Here is a 19,724-nt window from a genome sequence, read left to right as displayed (position 1 = left end):
GATTGTTTCAGTCCCGAGCATTCCGGCGCCGCCATTCGTACTTAACGGACGATCAGAAGCCGCCCGCGGCGGGCCTCAGCTCGCGCCGAGCACCGCGGCGCGATGACCGAACGGTTCGGTCAATAGGGCGATTTTACGTGAAGTTTGAGGCGATTGCGATGAATGCAGATGTTCGGGCGGGGGCCGCGCAGCTTCGCCGAAGCGACGCCGCGATCGCTCAAATGCAGGCTCCGGGCCGATTACGACATTTCAGCAACACTTTCCGCGCATCCTCACGGGGGCTCCTTCCGGGGCATGGGCGATTCGTGTTTCTGTTCGGAAATCAGCCTGTAACATCCTGCATTGATTAGTGTTTCCCCAACGGCCTCTTGAACTTTACAGCGCCGGACCGGGTTCATAGTTTGCCGCCGTCGACCTAGGTCTGCAGTGGCGATTCTGCCAAGGCCTCAAGTATGACGGACGAAAGAGTCGCTCTCATTTCCGAGATTTCGGAAGTACTCGAGACAGTGACGAACAAGACGATCGAGCTGAAACCGGGCATGAACATCGTTAACGATCTCGGATTGGACTCGATTGCAGTGATGAATTTCTGCATGGCGTTGGAAGATCGGTTCGATATCTCAATACCGTTGCATGACATGGCCAGCGTCGTGACGGTCGACGACCTCGCGTCGACGGTCGAGACGCTGCGGAGTAATGCGTGATGGCAATTCTCGATAAGTTTTCCGGCCTCGCTGCCCGCTATGAGCAGCTGAAGGCGAGCGGCGGCGATCCCTTCTCGATCCAGTTCGACGACATCATCTCGTCCGTCGAGGGCGTGGTGAAGGGCAAGCGCACCCTGCTCTTCGGCACCAACAACTATCTCGGTCTGACCTTCGATCCGCTCTCGATGGAACGGTCGATCGACGCCATCCGGAAGCACGGCACCGGCACCACCGGCTCGCGCATCGCAAACGGCAGCTATCGTGAGCACGAGAAGCTCGAGCGCGAGCTCGCCGACTTCTACGGCCGCGAGCACTGCATGGTGTTCTCGACCGGCTACCAGGCCAACCTGGCGATGATCTCGACGCTGGTCGGCAAGGACGACCATCTGGTCATCGACGCCGACAGCCACGCCTCGATCTACGACGCCTCGCGGCTCGGCCATGCGCCGGTGGTGCGCTTCCGGCACAACAATCCCGAGGATCTGGCGAAGCGGCTGGCGCGTCTGAAGGATCATCCGGGCGAGAAGCTGATCGTGGTCGAGGGCATCTATTCGATGCTCGGCGACACCGCGCCCCTGAAGGAGTTTGTCGACGTCAAGCGCGAGTTCGGCGCTTACCTGATGGTCGACGAGGCGCACTCGATGGGCGTGCTCGGCCAGCGCGGCCGCGGCCTCGCAGAGCGCGAAGGCGTCGAGGACGACGTCGACTTCGTGGTCGGGACCTTCTCCAAGAGCCTCGCGAGCGTCGGCGGCTTCTGCGTCTCCAGCGTCGAGGGCTTCGACATCCTGCGGCTCGCCGCCCGCCCCTACATGTTCACGGCCTCGCTGCCGCCGGCGATCATCGCCTCGACGCTGTCCGCGCTCGAGACGCTGCGCAACGAGCCGCAGCGCCGCGCCAAGCTGCGCGCCAATTCGCGCCGGTTCTACAACGGGCTGAAGGACGCCGGCTTCACTGTGGGCCCGGAGGCGAACCCGATCGTCGCCGTCATCCTCAACGATCCGGGCCTCGCCACCATGTTCTGGAAGCGGCTCGTGGACGAGGGCATGTACCTCAACCTCGCTCTGCCGCCCGCGACGCCGAACTCCTCGGCCTTCCTGCGCTCGAGCGTGAGCGCGGCGCACACCGAGGAGCACATCGACTTCGCGATCGAGCTGATGACCCGCGTTGGGCGCGAGTTCGGCATCCTTCCGGAGGCCCCGGACTACTCGAACGTGACGCCGTTCCCGCGCGTCAGCGCAGAACGCCTTTCCGCCAGAGCCGCCACAGCGCCGGCCCGGCGGCGAGAAGCGGATGTCGGCGCTGGAATGGCGTGACCTCCACGCGGTGGCCGGAGTGCCGCTCGATCTTCCAGGCGAGGTAGTCCACCCCGCCTGAAAACGTAAAGGCGGCTTTCGCGAGCCGCGCCAGATTGAGGGGCTTGGCGATCCGCTTGCGGCGGCGCCAAGCCCTTTCTGCGTCTGCCCGCTGGGAGGCCGTGAGGGCCGGCGCCAGCGCTTCGCCGGGGCCTTGCGCGAAGGCGAGCCCGTCCGCCGCCCAGGCGAGCGGCAGCACGGCGGCGTAGCGCTCCGGCGCCGTGTCGACGATCGAGCCCGCCCGGCCCGCGCCTTCGACGCGCAGCTCCGAGGCGTAGGTGCGCCGGAAGAGCTCCCGCCAGAAGTCGTCGCCGCGCCCCTGTTCCGGCCCGAGCCGCGCCGCCCACCAGGCCGCGCCGCGCACCGCGCCCGCGACCGCCTGAGTGGCGGCCTCCGCGGCCACGGCGTCACGCGCATAGACGACGGCGACGGGCTGCGCGAAGCGCGCCCAGATCGTGGTGTCGAGGCTCTGCGCCCGGGCGTGGTCACGGAACTGCGCCAGCGTCATGATCGCGATCTTGGCGCGCAGCTTGGCGTCGCCTGCGTCGTGCTCGGCGTATTCGATGTTGGGCGGCAGCACGCGCGCCCCCGCCCGCGCAGGCGCGCGCCAGTCCCATGCGGCGGGGTCGTCGAGCAGGACATAGAAGTCCAGCAACCCGTCGAGCTCTCCGGTCCGCAGCGCCGAGCCGTAGAACAGAACGGCCGCGACCCCGCCGCGGCCGCGCGCGGCGATCTCGGCCGCGAAAGCACGCACCGCCGGCGCCACCGGGCGGTTCAGTTCATCCCGGATGAAAGCGACGAGCGCCGTTTCGCTCATAGCCGCCTCCTGCGCCGTCAAAGCCTGAGGAATGTCAGCGGCGGACCGGCCCGGAGCTCGACCCTGCCGTCGGGTCCCGGCGCGAACCGGTCGCCATCGATGATGAAGGCGTCGCGCAGGCCAAGCGTCACCAGATCGGCGCGCTCGCTCCGCCAGCCCTCGGAAGCAGCCGACGATCGCGGCCGGCCCAGGCCGGCGGTGGCGAGGTTGCGGGCGAGCCGCCTCGGCGGCACCGCGACCTCCGTGACGGCGATCGCGCCCGGCCCCTGCCCCCAGAACGGCCAGAGACCGAGCACCCAGCGCCGGAGCGAGGTCGCGAGCAGCGCGAAGCTGTCATGCGTGGTCTCCGGGCCGCCGTCGAGCGCGAGCGAGAGCGGCACGCCGCGCCGCCAGACCTCTCGCTCCCTGCCGAACAGGGCGGCCGAGCCCGACGCCACGACGCCAAGCGCGACGCCGAGCTTCTGCGCGAAGCCGCGGTCGTGCACCCGCTCGTCGACCAGCCGGGTGGCGCGCTCGAACGCCCCCATGCCGAACACGAAACCAGAGACCGAGCGGCCGTCGAACGCGGCCTCGATCGGGCGCCGCACGCTCGTCCTCAGCGGCGAGCCGTCCCGCAACGCCGCCGCGAGCCTCTCGGCTGCTTTCGGCCCGCGCCCGGCCCCGCCGACATCGGCCGCGGCGACATTGGTCTTGCCGTTCGGCAGCAGCGCGATCTGCGGCAGGGCGTCGCCGAAGGCGGGCTTCAACGCGCTCATGACGTCGCGCAGTGTGCCGTCGCCGCCGTCGACCGCGAGCGTGGTGACGCCGGCGGCGGCGAAGCGGCGCATCACCTCGGGATAATCGGCGGGGGAGTTCGGCGCCTCGAACAGCGCGTCGGCCGGCGGCGCCGTGCGGGCGCCCGCGCTGCGGTTGCGCCAGCTTCTTCCGTTCGCGACGATCCCGAGCCGGCTCACGCAGACAGCCAGGAGGTCACGGGAGCCTTCCGGCTCGCGATCACGCCCTGCACGACCTGCGCGGCGTGCACCACGAGCGACAGCACGATCCACCACAGCACGACGATCATGCCGAGATCCGGCCGGCCGAACAGCGTGAACACGGTGAGGATCACCAGGTTCGGATTTCGCCGGGCGGTGATTAGGCGGAAGAAGCTGTCGAACGGCCGCCAGACATGCATGTGCATGCCGAACAGCCGCAGGAACGCGCCTTCCAGAAGGCGCTGCACCACATAGCCGCCGATGATGATGCCGACGGCGAGGCCGGGCCGTTCGAGCGGCAGGCCCACGGCCGGCAGGCCGACGATCCAGGCCCACCACCAGAACGGCGGGTGGACGAGGTCGATGCCGTGGTCGAGCACATCGCCGAATTTTGAGTAGGTCATGGTGACGCGCGCGAGCTTGCCGTCCACCGTGTCCAGGAAGGTCATGATCCAGGCCGCGACCAGGCCCCAGCCATAGTGCCCGTTCCAGAACAGCCAGAGCGCCACGAACACCAGCAGCAGGCTGACCATCGTGACCTGGTTCGGCGTGATGCCGCGCTCGGCGCACCACTTGGTCACGATCCGGGCCGGCAGCGGCCAGACATATTTGGTGACGACGTCAGTGACGCCCTTGTAGGAGCCGGCGAAACTGCGCGCCTCGAAATCGGCCGCGCTACGGGCGTTCAGCGGCGCCACATAAGCGATCTCGCGCTTGCGGAGCTTGCGGTTGTAGGAGCCCGCAAGCCCCTCGGAATCGAGCGCCTCGGTCCCTGCCGGAACGCGCCCTTCGGCGAGCGCCGCGGCGGCCGCGGCGGCGTTCGCGCCGGGGACGTTGGCTGCGACCGCCACGCCGTCGGAGACCAGCGTGGCTCCGGGCCGTTCGGCGAGCGCCTCCACGAGCCGCTGCTCATAGGCGTGATCGAGCCGGAACAGCAGCGTTTCGCCCGTCGCCGGCGCCTCCGCCTGCTCGCGCACGTCGGTCACGTTGACGCGCTTCAGCTGCCGCCTAAGCCGCTCCGCGGCGCTCATTCCCCAGATGCGGACCTCAGAGGCGCCGACGAGAAGGGCGGTCGGCGCCAAGGCCGGGCGTGTCGCATCTGTCATTTGTGCTTGCAGTTCCTGCGCAGGCCACACTATGGGCGTGTCGTTTAGCGGCAAACCTCCGGCCTTTCCAGCGCAGCGGCGCCGTCCGCCACAGGAGCCGACATGGCCAACAAGACGATGGAGAAGTTCGGCCACCCCGCTTCCGTGGTCGCGGAGGTCGGCGCATGGACGATCCAGGTCCGCCCTAAACAGCTGGCGCTGGGCTCGCTCGTTCTTATATGCCGCGAGCCTGTCGGGGCGTTCTCCCAGATCTCCCCGCAAGCCTTCGTCGATCTCGGCGCGGCGGTCGCCGAAATCGAACGCGTCCTCAAGGCGTTCGTGCGATATGAGCGCATCAATTACCTGATGCTCATGATGGTCGATCCCGACGTGCATTTCCACGTGATCCCCCGCTACGAGGGCGAGCGCTCGTTCGGCGGCGCGAGCTTCGCGGACGCCGGCTGGCCCGGCCCGCCCGATCTCACGCGCGGCGTCGATCTCGATCCCGAGGCTCTCGCCGCGCTGGCGGCCGAGCTCCGGTCGCGCTGGGCCGCAGCCTGATGGCGGAGGCTCGCGCGGGCGGACGCCGCTGGCTGCGCCTGCTCGACCGCTACGTGCTCGCGCTGACGCTGCGGCCGATGCTGATGTCGCTCGGCGTCGTGCTGACGGCGCTGCTGCTCGAACGCGTGCTGCGCCTCGTCGACATGCTGGCGACCGCTGGCGCGCCGATCATCCTGGTGGTTTCGCTCTCCACCAACCTGATCCCGCATTACCTCGGCTTCGCGCTGCCGGCCGGCTTTGCGCTCGGCATCTTCAGCGCCGTCTCGCGGATGAGCCTCGGCGCGGAGCTCGAGGCGATGCTCGCCTCGGGCGTCTCGATCCAGTCGATCCTGCGGCCGCTGGTCGCCCTCGGCTGCATCCTCTCGCTGCTCAGCATCGTGGTGGTGGGCTATCTCGCGCCCTATTGCCGCTACGCCTATCGCGACATCATCAATTCGAGCGTCGCCTACGCCTGGCGCGCGCACGCGCCCGCCGCCACCTTCATCAGCGTGAAGGACGGGCTGACGATCACCGCCGACGAGGTCGACAAGACCGGTCGCCAGCTCACGGGCGTGTTCATCCAGAACCGCGACCAGGGCGCCGACGTGGTCACCTCCTCGGTCGCCGGCACGCTCGAGCTGACGCCCGACAAGACCCAGATCCAGCTCAAGCTGCATAATGGCGTCGTGATCCGCGACTACGGCGCGGCGCGGCCGAGCACGCTGCGCTTCCAGGAGCTCGTGCTCGACAAGAAGTTCGACCTGCAGGCTCCGCCGTTCCGGCCGCGCGGCGGCAATGAGCGCGAGCTCACGCTGAGCGAGCTGTGGAGCGAGATGAACGCGCCGCTGCCGTCCTCGCCGCTGAACGAGTTGCAGGCCGAGTTCCACTCCCGGCTCGCCCGCTCGCTGTCGCTGCCCTTCCTGCCGCTGCTGATCGTTCCGCTCAGCATGACGATGCGGCGCAACGCACGGGTCGGCAACGCCGCCGCCTCGGCCATTCTGATGGTGCTGTTCCACAACGCGCTGCAGATCGGCCAGACCTTCGCGCACAAGGGCAGGGGCTGGCCGCCGCTCGACTGCTGGGCGCCGTTCTTCATCTATGTGGCGTTCGCGCTCTGGCTCTACCGGACCAGCACGGACCGGCCGGGCGACACCGTCGTGTCGCGCGCGCTCGATCGCGTCAGGCGCGCGGCCGCCGACCTGACGCGCCGCGCCGGCGCCCGCCTTCAGACGGCGAAGAGCTGATGCACCTCACCCGCTATATGAGCGTCTCGCTCGTCCGCATGGCGCTGACCGCGACCTTCATCCTCGCGTTCATCGCCGAGATCCTCGACCTGGTCGACAACGCCGGCGACATCCTCGACCAGGGCGACGGGCTCTACGGCATCCTGCGCTACGTGGCGCTGAAAATGCCGACGCTGCTGACCCGCTCGCTGCCGCTTGGCGCGCTGGTGGGCGCGACGCTGGTCCTGCTCTTGCTCGCCCGCAACAGCGAGATCGTCGCCATGCGCTCGGCCGGCCGCAGCACCAGTCAGCTGTTCATGGCGATGCTGCCGGGCGCGCTCGCGCTGGTGATCGTCCAGTCCACCCTGATCGACGTGGTCGCGCCGCGCACCGAGGCGCGGCTCGCGATCCTGCTCACGCAGCGCATCGACCAACAGGCCGACGAGGCGGCGAAGGATCCGAAGCCGACATGGCTGCGGATCGGCGACGCGGTCGTGTCCTTCGACCGGGTCAGCGACCGCGGCAAGAAGCTCAGATCGCTGCGGATCTACGACCGCGACCAGAACAAGATCGTAACGGCGCGCACCACCGCGGCGGAGGCGCGTTACCGCGACCGCAAGTGGGTGCTCAAGGACGCCGAGCGCGTGGTCTGGACGCGCGAGAACTTCAACGTCCGCACGCCGGCCGACGGCGTCTGGGAGACCACCCTCACGCCCGACGACGTGCTGTCGTCGCTGACGCCCGAGAGCCGCGTCTCGCTCGCCGCGGCCCGGGCCGTGCTGGCCGGCGAGATGACGCCCAACGCGCCCCTGCCCTTCTACCAGACGCTCATCGAGCGCGTGTACGCGGGCCCACTCGGCGCGATCGTGATGGTGCTGCTCGCCATGCCGGCCGCGCTCGTGAACTGGCGCGACGCCCGCACCGGCCGCCACGGCGCGATGGCGATGCTGGCCGGACTGACCTTCCTGCTGTCCGACGGACTGCTGACGACGCTGGCCCTCACCGGCGTCGTCTCGCCGACCTTCGGCGCCTGGTCGGCGCTCGTCCTGTTCGCGCTCTACGGCGCGTACCGGGTCTTCCACATCGACGGCGGCTGGCCGTCGCGCCCGGCCAGGGCGCATCCAGAGACGCGCCTGGCGGAGGCCCGGAATTGAGCTCGATCGACATCCGCCCCGTGGTCTCGAAGCGCGACTTCGAGCACTTCATCGCGCTGCCCGCGCGCCTGCACGCCAACGACCCGAGCTATGTGACGCCGCTCAAGATGGAGCGGCGCGACGCGCTGTCGCCGAAGAAGAACCCGCTGTTCAACTATATGGACGCGCAGTTCTGGTTGGCCTGGCGGGACGGCCGCCCCGTCGGGCGGATCAGCGCGCAGGCCGACCGGCGCACCGGCGACATCGGGCATTTCGGGCTGATCGCCGCGGAAGACGACCAGGCGATCTTCAGCGCCCTGTTCCGTGAGGTCGAGGCGTTCCACCGCGCCCGCGGCAAGACCGAGATCCAGGGCCCGTTCAACCTCAGCATCAACGAGGAATCCGGGCTGCTGGTCGAGGGCTTCGACACCCCGCCGATGCTGCTGATGCCGCACGACATGCCCTATGCGGGCGGCCGGGTGGAGGCGGAAGGCTACGCCAAGGCGATGGACCTCTACGCCTATCTGCACGACGTCGAGACGCCGTTCCCGCCCGGGGTCGAGCGCATTCTGGCCCGCCCCACGCCGCCGGAGCTCACCGTGCGGCACATGGACTGGAGCCGCTATGACGACGAGCTGCGGACCATCATCGACATCTTCAACGACGCCTGGGCGGACAATTGGGGCTTTGTGCCGCTTGGCGAGGACGAGCTCGAGCACCTCGCCAAGTCGCTGAAGCTGCTGATCGACGAGCGGCTCGTCTGGATCGTCGAGATGTCCGGCAAGCCTGCCGCCTTCGCAGTGGCGCTGCCGAACCTCAACGAGATCATCCGCGACCTCGACGGCGAGCTGCTGCCGTTCGGCTGGGCGAAGCTGCTTTGGCGGCTGAAGCGGCGCACCTACACATCCGGGCGCGTCGCCCTGATGGGCGTGCGGCGCGAATACCACCGCAGCTTCCTCGGCAAGACCATGCCGCTCCACATCTTCAAGAAGTTCCGCGAGGAAGGCCGCGCCCGCGGGGTCAAGTGGGTGGAGATGTCGTGGGTGCTCGAGAGCAATCAGCCGATGCGCCACATCGGCGAGGCGCTCGGCGGCGGCAAAGCCTACAAGACCTACCGCATCTATTCGAAGAAGCTCAACGCGTGACCACGGCCCTGGTGCTCGCCGGCGTCAGGCCGGGCGGCGACCCGCTCGCGGAGTTCGCCGGGGTCAGCCACAAGGCGCTGATTCCGATCGGCGGCGTCGCGATGCTCGACCGGGTGGTGAATGCGCTGAAGGCGAGCGGCCGGATCGACCGCATCGTGGTGTCGATCGACCGGCCGGAGCTTGTCACGCGCTCCGACGTCGAGGTGCTGCGCTCCGGCCAGACGCTGAGCGCCAGCGTCTCGGACGCGCTCGAAAAGCTCGGCGCGCCGCTGTTCGTGACGACCGCCGACCACGCGCTGCTGGAGCCCGGATGGGTCGGGTACTTCCTCGATCATCTGCCGCAGACCACCGTCGCCGCGGCGCTCGCGCGTTCCGAGAACGTCATGGCCGAGACGCCGGACACCAAGCGCACCTTCCTGCGCTTCGCCGACGGCGCGTTTTCGGGCTGCAACATGTTCTTCCTGCGCGACGCCTCGGCGATCGAGGCGGTGCGGCGCTGGCGCGAGGTCGAGGCGCTGCGCAAGAAGCCGCTCAAGATGCTGGTGCGGCTCGGGCCCGGCGCGATCCTGTCCTACCTGCTCGGCCGGCTGACGCTGGCGCGCGCCGCGGCCGCCGCCGGAAAGGTGCTGGGCGCGAGCGCCGGCGTGGTGGAGCTGCCGTTCGGCCGCGCGGCGGTCGACGTCGACAAGCCGGCCGATCTCATCCTCGTCCGCCGCCTGGTCGAAGGCGGCTGAGGCTCAGCCGCGCGCCGTCTCGACGGCCGGCGCATGGCTCTCGGCGCTGCCCGGCGCCGGCCGCACCCGCGCCCCCGGCAGCCCGACCGGCTGGCCGACCGCGACCACCAGCAGTTCGCCCGCTCCGAACAGTTTCCGAGCGGCGGCGCGCACGTCGTCCTCCGTCACGGCCGCCACGAGACCGTTGCGCCGCGCCACATAGTCGATGCCGAGATCGTCGAGCTGCAGGTGGACGAGCTGGTTCGCGATCTTGGTCGAGGTGTCGAACCTGAGCGCATAGGACCCGATCAGGTACTTTCGGGCGCCGTCGAGCTCCTTCGGCGTCGGGCCTTCGGTCGCCATCCGGAGAATCTCGGCGCGGATCAGGTCGATCGACTGGCCGGCGCGGTCGTTGCGGGTCGCGACGCCGCCGAGGATCAGACCCGAATGGTCGTAGGGCGACAGATAGCTGTAGACCGAATAGGCGAGGCCGCGTTTCTCGCGCACCTCGGTGAACAGCCGCGACGAGAACGAGCCGCCGCCCAAAATGTGGTTCGCCACATAGGCCGGAATGAAGTCGTCATCCGTGCGCAGCGGGCCGGCGCGGCCGAACACGATCGAGGTCTGCGGCACGTCGAGCGTCACAATCTCGGTGCGGCCGATGGCGGACGGCGCGACGGTCGGCACAGGGACCAGGCTCGCGGTCTCGGGCAGGTCGGCGAGCAGCCGGTCGAGCAGCCCCGACAGCCGCTCGGGCGAGATCGCCCCGACGGCGCCTATGACGATGTTGTCGCGCGTGAACAGGCGACGGTGCGCCCCGAACAGATCCTCGCGGCTGATCGCGGCCAGGCTCTCGACGGTGCCGCGGGGAGGCCGTCCATAAGGGTGGCCGGGAAACGCCTCCGCAAAAAAGGTTCGGCCGGCGAGATCCTCGGGGTCGAGGGCGTCGCGGCGAAGCTGCGCGGCGAGCTGGCGGCGCATCCGCTCCACCGCGTCCTCGTCGAAGCGCGGGCGCGACAGCGCGAGCGCCAGCAGCCCGAAGGCTTCATCGAGGTTTTCCGGCAGCGTCCGGAGGCTCGCGGTCACGGCGTCCCGGTTCGACGAGAAGGACAGCTCGATCGCCTTCTCCTCGAGCGTCTCCTGGAAGGTCTCCGCCCTCAGATCGCCCGCGCCCTCATCGAGCAGCGCGGCCATAAGGCCGACCACGCCCGGCAGCTCCGCCGGGTCCTGCGCCGAGCCGCCGCGGAAGGCGACCTCGACGGCCACCACCGGCACGGTGTTCTCCTCGACCAGCCACGCCTCCGCCCCGCGCGTCGCGGCGACGCGCTGGATGCGGGTGACGTGCGCCTGCGGCGCGGCGGCGGTCGAGACGGGAGACATGATCGCGGACAAGGTCCTTCAGGTCAGGCGGCCATAAGCGGCCGGCCGGTTTACTCTGCCGCCAGACGCTCGGGCGCCGGGGCCGACAGCAGTTCGCCGGTGACGGAGCGGCGCGGGTCGAGCACGGCGCGGGCGACGTCGCGCACGGCCTCGGCGGTCACGGCGCGGATCCGCGCCGGCCAGGCCTGCACCTCCTCGATCGTGCCGCCGGTGGCGAGCGACGCCCCGTAGATGCGGGCAAGCGTCGCCTGGCTGTCCTGCGCGTAGATCGTGTCGGCGATCAGCCGGGTCTTGGCGCGCTCGAGCTCCGCCGTCGTCGGGCCTTCGGTCGCGATGCGGGCGATCTCCTCGTCGATCGCGGCCTCGAGGTCCGCCAGCGCCGCGCCGGCGCGCGGGATGGCGTAGATCACCATCCGGCCGTCATCGAGCGCGTCGCCGTAGTACCAGGCGCCGGCATTGGCCGCCACGCCCTTCTCGACCACCAGCGCGCGGTAGATCCGGCTCGTCTGGCCGCCGCCCATGATCTGCGACAGCAGATCGAGCGCGTAGGCCTCGTCGCCCGTCGCCGTCTCGTAGGACGGCGCGAGATAATTGCGCTGCAGCGAGGGCTGGGTGACGCGAGGGTCGGCGAGCGAGACGCGGCGCGCGGCGCGCGGCTCCGGCTCGCGCGGCCGGGCGCGCGGGCCCGGATCGACGCGGCGTTCGACCTTGCCGTAGGTCTCCTCGGCGAGCGCCCTCACCTCCTCCGCGTCGACGTCGCCGGCGACCACCAGGATGGCGTTGTTGGGCGTGTAGAAGCGTTCGTAGAAGGCGATCGCGTCATGGCGGTCGAGCTTCTCGATCTCATGCTCCCAGCCGATGATCGGCGTGCCGTAGGGATGGTTCACGAACAGCGCGGCCGCCACCGCCTCGCCGAGCTGCGAGCCCGGATCGCCGTCGACGCGCGAGCGGCGCTCCTCGAGGATCACGTCGCGCTCGGGGTTCACCACCTCGTCGGTGAGCTGCAGGCCCGTCATCCGGTCGGCCTCAAAGGCCATGACGGTCTTCAGGTGCTCGCGGGCGACGCGCTGGAAATAGGAGGTGTAGTCGTAGGAGGTGAAGGCGTTCTCCTGCCCGCCGAGCTCGGCCACCACATGGCTGAACTCGCCGGCCGGGTGCTTTTCAGTGCCCTTGAACATAAGGTGTTCGAGGAAATGCGCGATGCCCGAGACGCCGCGCGCCTCGTCAGCCGAGCCCACCTTGTACCAGATCATGTGCGTCACGACCGGCGCGCGGCGGTCCGGGATCACCACGACCTGAAGGCCGTTTGCGAGCGTAAAGGAGGCGACGTCCGGCCCCGCGCCGCGCGCGGCGTCGGCGGGCGAGAGCGGCTTCAATCCGGCGGGAGAACCGGCGGGCGTGGCTGCTGCCATGACGGTCGGGAAGCCTCCGTGAGACGATGGCGGGCGGCCCGCGGCGGCGAGACGAAAGCCGGGGCGTCGCACGATCATATAGGCGAACGGCCCGCCCTCCGCGAGACGCTTGCGCGCCGGGCGGTGGGATCGGGCCGTTAAACCTGCGTAATGGAGCCGGCGCTCAGTTCCCGAGAAGCCTCGAGTACCAGGCCTTCTTCTCGGTCTGGACCGAAGCCGTCACGCCGTCGCCGACGAGATAGCCCGGAGGCGGATCGCTCAGCCGCGTGCGCGGGCCGGCGGTCTTGGGCGCCGCGGCGGCGGCCGCCTTCTTGGCGCGCAGCTCGCTCGGCGACAGCCGGGACATGTCGCCATAGCTCGGATCGCCAGGCTCGGTGGTCGCGTTCGCGCCCTGGATGCGGCGGCGCTGCAGCTCGCTCGGCATGAGGCGCGCATTGCGGTCCATGCGCCAGTTGTTGGTCTCCGTCGGCAGCACGTCTCCGCGGGCCTTGGCTTCGGCGCGGCGCTGCTCGTCCGGATCGTTGGGCCACTGGCCGCTCGCATGCGCGACGGAGCCCTTGGGCTGCGGCGGCGGCAGTTCGGCGGTGCTCGGCGGCGGCACCAGCGGCGCGCGCTCCTGATAGCTGATCTCGGGCTTTTCCTTGTCCCCCATCCCGAAGCTGTCGAACAGCTCGGTGATCGGGTTCGAGCCCATGTCGTCCGCGGCGAAGGCCGGGACCGACACGGCGCCCGCCCCAAGAGCGATCGCCGCCGTGGCGAGGCACGCTGTGATATGGCGCATGGTTCGCTGCTCCTTCCGGCGAAGGGCCGGCGAGGCCATCAGACTACCTCGCGCGCGCCTTTCGAGCCGCGGACGGCACCATACAGAAGCAGCCCCACCCCCGCAACGATGGCCGCATCCGCGAGGTTGAACACGTACCAGGTGACCTCGCCCCAATGCAGCAGCGCATAGTCCACGACCGCGCCATAGGCCACGCGGTCGACGCCGTTGCCGACCGCGCCGCCGAGGATCAGCGCGAGCCCGTAGGCCGAGACGGTCTGGCGCTCGCGCGCGATCCAGACCGCGATGCCGATCGAGGCCACGACATGCAGCGCGACCAGCAGCCAGCGGCCGAGATCGCCGTCCTGCTGCAGCATCCCGTAGCTGACGCCGCGGTTCCAGATCAGGACGAGGTCGAACACCGGCAGCACCGCCACCCGACCCTTGTCGGCGAGCTCGAAGACGAACAGCGCCCAGAGCTTGATGGCCTGATCAAGCACGAAGACGAGCGCTGCGAGCAGAAAGGCCCGGCGGGCGAGCGGCGGAAAATTCATCGGGCCACAGGAGCCGAGGCGGGCGTCCCTCCCCGCGCGTCGCGTGAGGAGAGAAAGGCCCCTCGCCTCACGCGGCCTTCTCCCGGCGGGCTTCCCACTCGCGCATCGCCTGGGCGTCGCGCGGCGTGATGTCCGGGTAGTCGGGGTCGGCGCCGACCTCCGGCGTGACCTTCCACGAGCGGGCGCATTTGCGCCCCTCGGCGCGGGCCGGCACAACGGCGACGCCCGGAACCTCGGCGAGCCGGAAGGCGTCTTCCGGGGCTTCGTCGCGCGTGACGCGGATCGCGCTGGTGATCGCGACCTCCGCGAGATCGACGCCCTCAAGCGCCGCGGCGAGCTCCGGATCCGTCACATGCACGACGGGCGCGGCCTCGAGCGAGGAGCCGATGCGCTTGGCCGCCCGCTCGATCTCGAGCGCGCCGGTGACCACGCGCCGGACGCGGCGGACCTTCTCCCACTTCTCCGCCAGCGCCTCGTCGCGCCACGCCGCGTCGGCCAAGGCGAACATGTGGAGGTGCACCGAGCCGTCCTCGGACGGGAAGCGCGACAGCCAGGTCTCCTCGGCCGTGAAGGGCAGCAGCGGCGCGAGCCGGGTGACGAGCGCGCGGAACAGCCGGTCAACCACGGTGAGGCAGGCGCGGCGCGTAACCGACGAGGCCGGGTCGCAATAGAGCGCGTCCTTGCGGACGTCGAAATAGAACGCGCTGAGGTCGTTGGTCAGGAAGGTGAACAGGCTCGCGAAGCCGCGCTTGAAGTCGAACGCCTCGTAGGCCGCGCCGATCTCGCCGTCGACCTCCGCGAGGCGGTGCAGCATGTAGCGCTCGAGCTCCGGCATCTCGGCGAACGACACCGCGTCGCCGTCGCCGAAATGCGCCAGCGCCCCGAGCATCCAGCGCAGCGTGTTGCGCAGCTTGCGATAGGCGTCGGTCGTGGTCTTGAGGATCTCCTGGCCGATCCTGAGGTCGTCCTCGTAATCCGACATCACGACCCACAGCCGCAGGATGTCCGCGCCGGACTGCCGGATGATGTCCTGCGGCGCGACGACGTTGCCGAGCGACTTCGACATCTTGCGGCCCTGCTCGTCGAGCACGAAGCCATGCGTCAGCAGCGCGTCATAGGGCGCGCGGCCGCGCGTGCCGCAGCTTTCCAGCAGCGAGGAATGGAACCAGCCGCGGTGCTGGTCGGAGCCCTCGAGGTAGAGCACCGTGTCCTCGCCGCCATCGACGGCGCGCTTGGGCGCGAGGTCCGGCCGGCGCTCCAGCACATAGGCGTGGGTCGAGCCGGAATCGAACCAGACGTCGAGAATGTCCGTGACCTTCTCGTAGTCCTCCAGCGAGTGGTTGCCGAGGAACCGGCTGCCGTCGCTGGCGAACCAGGCGTCGGCGCCCTCCTGCTCGAAGGCCTCCGCGATGCGCTGGTCGACCATCTCATCGCGCAGCGGCTCGCCGGTCTGCTTGTTCACGAACACGCAGATCGGCACGCCCCAGGCGCGCTGGCGCGAGACCACCCAGTCCGGCCGGCTCTCGATCATGCCGCGCAGCCGGTTCTTGCCCTGCGGGGGGAAGAAGGCCGTGGCCTCGATGGCGGCCAGCGCGCGCGAGCGCAGCGTGTCGGCCGGGCCGTCGATGTCACGGTCCATTGCGATGAACCATTGCGGCGTGTTCCGGAAGATCACCGGCTTTTTGGACCGCCAGGAATGCGGGTACTGGTGTCGCAGCTTGCCGCGCGCCACCAATCGGCCGGCCACGACCAGCGCCTCGATCACGGCCTGGTTGGCGTCGCCCTTGTCGCCCTTGTCGGTGATCACCGAGCGGCCCTCGAAGCCCGGCGCGTCCTTGGTGAGGAAGCCGCCGGCGTCGACAGTGTAGGGGATGCGGGTCGCGATCCCGCGCTTCTCCAGATCGGAGCGGTGGTCCATCCACAGCTCAAAATCCTCGCGGCCGTGGCCGGGGGCGGTGTGCACGAAGCCGGTGCCGGCGTCCTCGGTGACGTGGTCGCCGGGCAGCAGCGGGACAGAGAAGTCGTAGCCGAGATGCGCCAGCGGGTGCTGGGCCTCGAGCCCTTCGAGGTCGGCGGCCGACACGTCGAGGACCTTGCGGAAACCCGCGACCTTGGCGGCCTTGAACACGCCCTCGGCGAGCGCGACGGCGAGCAGGTAGCGCTGCCCGACCTTCGCCCAGTTGTCCTCCGGGGCCTCCGTCACCTCATAGACGCCGTACGCGATCTTGGGCGAGTAGGCGACCGCGCGGTTGCCGGGCAGCGTCCAGGGGGTCGTGGTCCAGATGACGACGGAGGAATTCAGTAGATCGCGGTAGATTGGCTCGCGGTCCGCAACGCCGCCAGCACCAACAAGCGGGAACGCCACGAACACCGTGTCGCTCAGGAACTCGGCGTATTCGATCTCGGCCTCGGCGAGCGCTGTCTTCTCCACCACTGACCACATCACCGGCTTCGAGCCGCGATAGAGCTGGCCGGTCTGCGAGAACGTCATGATCTCGCGGGCGATCTGCGCCTCGGCCGAAAACTTCATGGTGGTGTAGGGGTCGGCCCAGTCGCCCGTGACGCCGAGCCGCTGGAACTCCTCCGACTGCACGCCGATCCATTTTTCGGCGTACTCCCGGCACTCCTTGCGGAACTCGATGACCGGGACCTCGTCCTTGTTGAGCCCCCTGACGCGATAGCCCTCCTCGACCTTCCACTCGATCGGCAGGCCGTGGCAGTCCCAGCCGGGCACGTAATTGGCGTCGAAGCCCGCCATCTGGCGGGTCCGCACCACGACGTCCTTCAACACCTTGTTGAGCGCATGCCCGATGTGCAGATGGCCGTTGGCGTAAGGCGGCCCGTCATGCAGCACGTATTTCTTGCGGCCCGCCGCGGTCTCGCGCAGCCGCTCGTAGAGCCGGATGCGCTTCCAGCGCTCCAGAAACTCCGGCTCGCGCTGCGGCAGGCCAGCGCGCATCGGAAAATCCGTCTGCGGCAGGAACAGCGTCTCGGAATAGTCGCGAGGCTTGGCGTCAGAAGGCATTTGGGCGTCCGCTTGAAGGGCCGGAGCGGTTTAGCAGGGCGGACGCGTCTGGCAAGTAAACGGCGGAAATCCGCGTCAGACCAGCGCGCTCGGGGCGAGCGGGTCCTCGGGCGCGGCGATGGCGGCGCGGGCGTCCAGCACATCGCGCTCCATCTGGACGACGAGAGCCTCGACGCTGTCGAACTTCAGCTCCGGCCGCAGATAGGCGACGAGCTCGATCCTGAGCCGCCGGCCATAGAGGTCGCCGGAGAAGTCGAGCAGAAAAGTCTCGAAGCGCGGCGCGCCGTCGTCGAACTGCGGGCGGCGGCCAAAACTCGCCGCGCCGTCCACGATGCGGTCGCCGACCAGCGCGCGCACCGCGTAGATTCCGTGCGCCAGCCGCGTCTCCGGCGGCAGCACAACGTTGGCGGTCGGATAGCCCAGGTCGCGGCCGCGCTTGTCGCCATGGACGACCTCGCCCTCAATGATCCAGCGGCGGCCGAGCAGCCGGTTGGCGCCCGCGATGTCGCCGGCGTCCAGACGGTCGCGGATGGCGCTGGAAGAAACCGGCGTCGGCCCCCCGAAGGGCGGCACCACCTCGACGAACATGCCGTGGCGCGGGCCGGCCTCGGCCAGGAAGGCCGGCGAGCCGACGCGGTTGCGACCGAAATGAAAATCCCAGCCGACAACCGCGGTGTGGGCCGAAAGCCGCTTCGCCAGCACATCGGCCACGAAGGTCTCGGCCTCGATCGCCGCGAGCTTCTCGTCGAAGGTCAGCACCACGGTCTCGTCGGCGCCGGCGCGCGCCAGCATGCGCGCCTTCTCGTCGCGGCCGGTCAGCCGGAACAGCGGCTGGTCGGGCCGGAAGAAGGTGCGCGGATGCGGCTCGAAGGTCAGCGCCACGACCGGCCGCCCGGCGGCGTGCGCGGGCTCGGCCGCCTCGCGGATCACCGTGGCGTGGCCGCGATGCACGCCGTCGAAATTGCCGACGACGACATGGCCGTCGCGCAGCGACGCGGGAAGCTCGGGCGGGTCGATCAGCAAGACTCAATCCGGCGCAGCAAGCCGCGGAGGAGGCCGCGGCTTTCGCGGGCGCGAGATGGCCCCGCGGCGGCCGCATCGTCAAGACCGCGAAGCCGCGCCGCGGCCGCACGCCTCAGGCGAGTTCGGCCTCGATCTCGTCGCGCGTCGGCACCATGACCTGGGCCTCGCCGTCGAGCACGACCTTGTCGCCGACCGAGCAGGTGCAGAAGAAGGTCGCGCGCTGCCGTCCCGGATCGAGCGAGGTGATCTCGACCTGCGCGGTCACCACGTCGCCGATCCGGACCGGCGCCCGGAACTTGATGGTCTGCGAGAGGTAGACTGCGCCCGGCCCCGGCAGACGGGTGCCGAGCACCGCCGAGATCAGGCTTGCGGTGTAGAGCCCGTGCGCGATCCGCCCGCCGAACCGCGTGTTGGCCGCATAGGCCTCGGACAGATGGATCGGGTTGGTGTCGCCGGTCAGCGCCGCGAAATTGCGCACGCCTTCCTCCGACACCTCGTGCCGGATTTCCGCCGTCTGCCCGACCTCCAGATCCTCGAAGGCGATCTGTGGCCGCGTCAGGTGCTCGTCGTCCAGCGACTGAAGGGCTGCGTTCATGCAGGCGACCGGGTCCCCAAAAGAGGCCGCACTCTGCGGCGGGGCCTGTTGCGGCGCAACGCGCCTTTTGTCGGACGCTGGCGGCGCGAGGCGAAACGGAATCTCAACCGGAGGCGCCACATTGTGCTCGGCGGGCGGCAGGACGCCGTCGACACACGAGTTCAGCGTCGGGATGAGGCGGCTCTCCCGGCCGAGTATATGGAGTCCCCAGGATGGCGCTCGACCACTCGATGCCGGTCCTCATCGTCGATGACTACAGCACGATGCTGCGGATCATCCGCAACCTCCTGAAGCAGATCGGCTTCGAGGACGTGGACGAGGCGTCTGACGGCACCCAGGCGCTCAGCAAGATGCGCGACAAGCGCTACGGGCTGGTGATCTCGGACTGGAACATGGAGCCGATGACCGGCATCGAGCTGCTCCGCGAGGTCCGCGCCGACGACAAGCTGAACCGCACCCCGTTCATCATGGTCACGGCGGAAGCCAAGACGGAGAACGTCATCCTGGCCAAGAAGGCCGGCGTGAACAACTACATCGTCAAGCCGTTCAACGCCGACACCCTGAAGTCCAAGATCCAAGCGGTGTTCGGCGAATGAGCCGCGGGGCGCGCGGCGAGGACATTCTGAAGCAGCCCTTCGACCGGGTGCGGGACTATGTCGCCGCCAAAAGCGAGGGCGAAGCGTCGTTCGGCGACGTGGTGGCGCTGGCGGAGATCACCGCCGACTCGATGCAGACCTTCTTCGCGGCGATCGACCGGACGATCTATCGCGAGCTGCGCGAGATCGCCGAGTACATCACCAATCTGCGCTCCGAAATTGCGCATCTGCGCGCCGGCGAGCTGCAGAAGGACCGGCTGCCGAAGGCGGGCGAGCATCTCGGGGCGATCGTCGCCGCGACCGAGGAGGCCACCAACTCCATCATGGAGGCCGCCGAGGCGATGCTGGCCGCGGCCGGCAAGGACGAGGCGACCTTCAAGGCCGTCGTCAACGACAAGGTGATGACGATCTTCGAGGCCTGCTCGTTCCAGGACCTGACGGGCCAGCGCATCGCCCGCGTGGTCGAGACGCTGGAGCAGATCGAGAACCGCATCGGGCGCTTTGCGGCCGCGGTGAAGAGCGACGCTCCGGCGGCCCCGGCCGCCGAGGATCCCCGGGAGCGACGCGCCCGCGAACTGCTGCTGAACGGGCCGCAGGACCGCGGCGTCGCGATCGAGCAGGCGGACGTCGACGCGCTGTTCGCCGACAAGCCCGTCTCGGCCTGACGGGTTTGCGCCCATGCCTGTCCGCGCC

General features: G+C 69.4%; 19 protein-coding genes. 9 read left to right on the top strand and 10 right to left on the bottom strand.

Annotated elements, in window-relative coordinates; genetic code table 11:
* Positions 1-452: 452 nt before the first annotated feature.
* Both VM780_RS15775 and spt read left to right on the top strand, forming a co-directional pair.
* Positions 453-704, top strand: a complete 252-nt coding sequence (locus VM780_RS15775; protein WP_325449048.1) for an acyl carrier protein — start codon at positions 453-455, stop codon at positions 702-704.
* Entirely contained in the window at positions 704-2,017 is a 1,314-nt protein-coding gene (gene spt, locus VM780_RS15770) for a serine palmitoyltransferase (RefSeq protein WP_325449046.1), read from the top strand. The genes VM780_RS15775 and spt overlap by 1 nt, the downstream gene beginning before the upstream one ends.
* Here spt and VM780_RS15765 read toward each other — a convergent pair.
* Genes VM780_RS15765 through VM780_RS15755 form a run of 3 tightly spaced genes read right to left on the bottom strand, consistent with a single transcriptional unit; the run spans position 1,935 to position 4,953 of the window.
* Positions 1,935-2,873, bottom strand: a complete 939-nt coding sequence (locus tag VM780_RS15765) for a hypothetical protein (protein ID WP_325449044.1) — start codon at positions 2,871-2,873, stop codon at positions 1,935-1,937. The genes spt and VM780_RS15765 overlap by 83 nt on opposite strands.
* Before the next feature lie 17 nt (positions 2,874-2,890).
* On the bottom strand, positions 2,891-3,826 hold the full coding sequence (locus VM780_RS15760; protein ID WP_325449041.1) for a diacylglycerol kinase family protein: 936 nt from the start codon (positions 3,824-3,826) through the stop codon (positions 2,891-2,893).
* The gene (locus VM780_RS15755; protein WP_325449039.1) at positions 3,823-4,953 is read right to left on the bottom strand and encodes a CDP-alcohol phosphatidyltransferase family protein; all 1,131 of its coding nucleotides are present in this window, start codon (positions 4,951-4,953) and stop codon (positions 3,823-3,825) included. The genes VM780_RS15760 and VM780_RS15755 overlap by 4 nt, the downstream gene beginning before the upstream one ends.
* A gap of 102 nt (positions 4,954-5,055) precedes the next feature.
* Between VM780_RS15755 and VM780_RS15750 the strand changes: the two genes are divergently transcribed.
* Genes VM780_RS15750 through VM780_RS15730 form a run of 5 tightly spaced genes read left to right on the top strand, consistent with a single transcriptional unit; the run spans position 5,056 to position 9,707 of the window.
* Complete coding sequence (locus VM780_RS15750; protein WP_325449037.1) at positions 5,056-5,493, top strand: HIT family protein; 438 nt, start codon at positions 5,056-5,058, stop codon at positions 5,491-5,493.
* Complete coding sequence (locus tag VM780_RS15745) at positions 5,493-6,716, top strand: LptF/LptG family permease (protein ID WP_325449035.1); 1,224 nt, start codon at positions 5,493-5,495, stop codon at positions 6,714-6,716. Before VM780_RS15750 ends, VM780_RS15745 begins: the two co-directional genes overlap by 1 nt.
* Complete coding sequence (locus tag VM780_RS15740; RefSeq protein ID WP_325449033.1) at positions 6,716-7,849, top strand: LptF/LptG family permease; 1,134 nt, start codon at positions 6,716-6,718, stop codon at positions 7,847-7,849. Before VM780_RS15745 ends, VM780_RS15740 begins: the two co-directional genes overlap by 1 nt.
* Positions 7,846-8,973, top strand: a complete 1,128-nt coding sequence (locus VM780_RS15735; protein ID WP_325449032.1) for a GNAT family N-acetyltransferase — start codon at positions 7,846-7,848, stop codon at positions 8,971-8,973. Before VM780_RS15740 ends, VM780_RS15735 begins: the two co-directional genes overlap by 4 nt.
* Entirely contained in the window at positions 8,970-9,707 is a 738-nt protein-coding gene (locus VM780_RS15730; protein WP_325449030.1) for a nucleotidyltransferase family protein, read from the top strand. The genes VM780_RS15735 and VM780_RS15730 overlap by 4 nt, the downstream gene beginning before the upstream one ends.
* Positions 9,708-9,710: 3 nt before the next feature.
* Here the strand turns inward: VM780_RS15730 and VM780_RS15725 are convergent, their stop codons facing one another.
* From VM780_RS15725 to VM780_RS15695, 7 genes are all read right to left on the bottom strand, one after another.
* Positions 9,711-11,066 (bottom strand): pitrilysin family protein, encoded by a 1,356-nt coding sequence (locus VM780_RS15725; protein WP_325449028.1) that lies wholly within the window; start codon positions 11,064-11,066, stop codon positions 9,711-9,713.
* Positions 11,067-11,116: 50 nt separating this feature from the next.
* Positions 11,117-12,478 carry a pitrilysin family protein gene (locus VM780_RS15720; protein ID WP_325449026.1) on the bottom strand — a complete coding sequence of 454 codons (1,362 nt, stop codon included), beginning with the start codon at positions 12,476-12,478 and terminating at the stop codon, positions 11,117-11,119.
* A 163-nt stretch (positions 12,479-12,641) separates the two neighbouring features.
* Entirely contained in the window at positions 12,642-13,259 is a 618-nt protein-coding gene (locus VM780_RS15715; RefSeq protein ID WP_325449024.1) for a hypothetical protein, read from the bottom strand.
* Between the two features lie 38 nt (positions 13,260-13,297).
* Positions 13,298-13,792 (bottom strand): signal peptidase II, encoded by a 495-nt coding sequence (gene lspA, locus VM780_RS15710; RefSeq protein WP_325449022.1) that lies wholly within the window; start codon positions 13,790-13,792, stop codon positions 13,298-13,300.
* Between the two features lie 67 nt (positions 13,793-13,859).
* Positions 13,860-16,817, bottom strand: a complete 2,958-nt coding sequence (ileS, locus tag VM780_RS15705) for an isoleucine--tRNA ligase (protein WP_325449020.1) — start codon at positions 16,815-16,817, stop codon at positions 13,860-13,862.
* Positions 16,818-16,892: 75 nt separating this feature from the next.
* A complete protein-coding gene (locus VM780_RS15700) occupies positions 16,893-17,840 on the bottom strand; it encodes a bifunctional riboflavin kinase/FAD synthetase (protein WP_325449018.1) in 948 nt (315 codons plus the stop codon).
* A 112-nt stretch (positions 17,841-17,952) separates the two neighbouring features.
* The gene (locus VM780_RS15695) at positions 17,953-18,435 is read right to left on the bottom strand and encodes a MaoC family dehydratase (RefSeq protein ID WP_325449016.1); all 483 of its coding nucleotides are present in this window, start codon (positions 18,433-18,435) and stop codon (positions 17,953-17,955) included.
* Positions 18,436-18,647: 212 nt separating this feature from the next.
* On the opposite strand from VM780_RS15695, the gene VM780_RS15690 reads away from it, so the two are divergent.
* Together VM780_RS15690 and VM780_RS15685 are read left to right on the top strand one after the other, a co-directional pair.
* Positions 18,648-19,031 carry a response regulator gene (locus VM780_RS15690; RefSeq protein WP_183396508.1) on the top strand — a complete coding sequence of 128 codons (384 nt, stop codon included), beginning with the start codon at positions 18,648-18,650 and terminating at the stop codon, positions 19,029-19,031.
* On the top strand, positions 19,028-19,696 hold the full coding sequence (locus tag VM780_RS15685; protein ID WP_325449012.1) for a protein phosphatase CheZ: 669 nt from the start codon (positions 19,028-19,030) through the stop codon (positions 19,694-19,696). Before VM780_RS15690 ends, VM780_RS15685 begins: the two co-directional genes overlap by 4 nt.
* Positions 19,697-19,724: the final 28 nt, after the last annotated feature.

This window comes from Hansschlegelia sp., assembly GCF_035538955.1.
Classification (GTDB): Bacteria; Pseudomonadota; Alphaproteobacteria; order Rhizobiales; family Methylopilaceae; genus Methylopila.
Note: the sequence above shows the minus strand (reverse complement) of the source record. Positions and strands in the feature narration are given on the sequence as shown.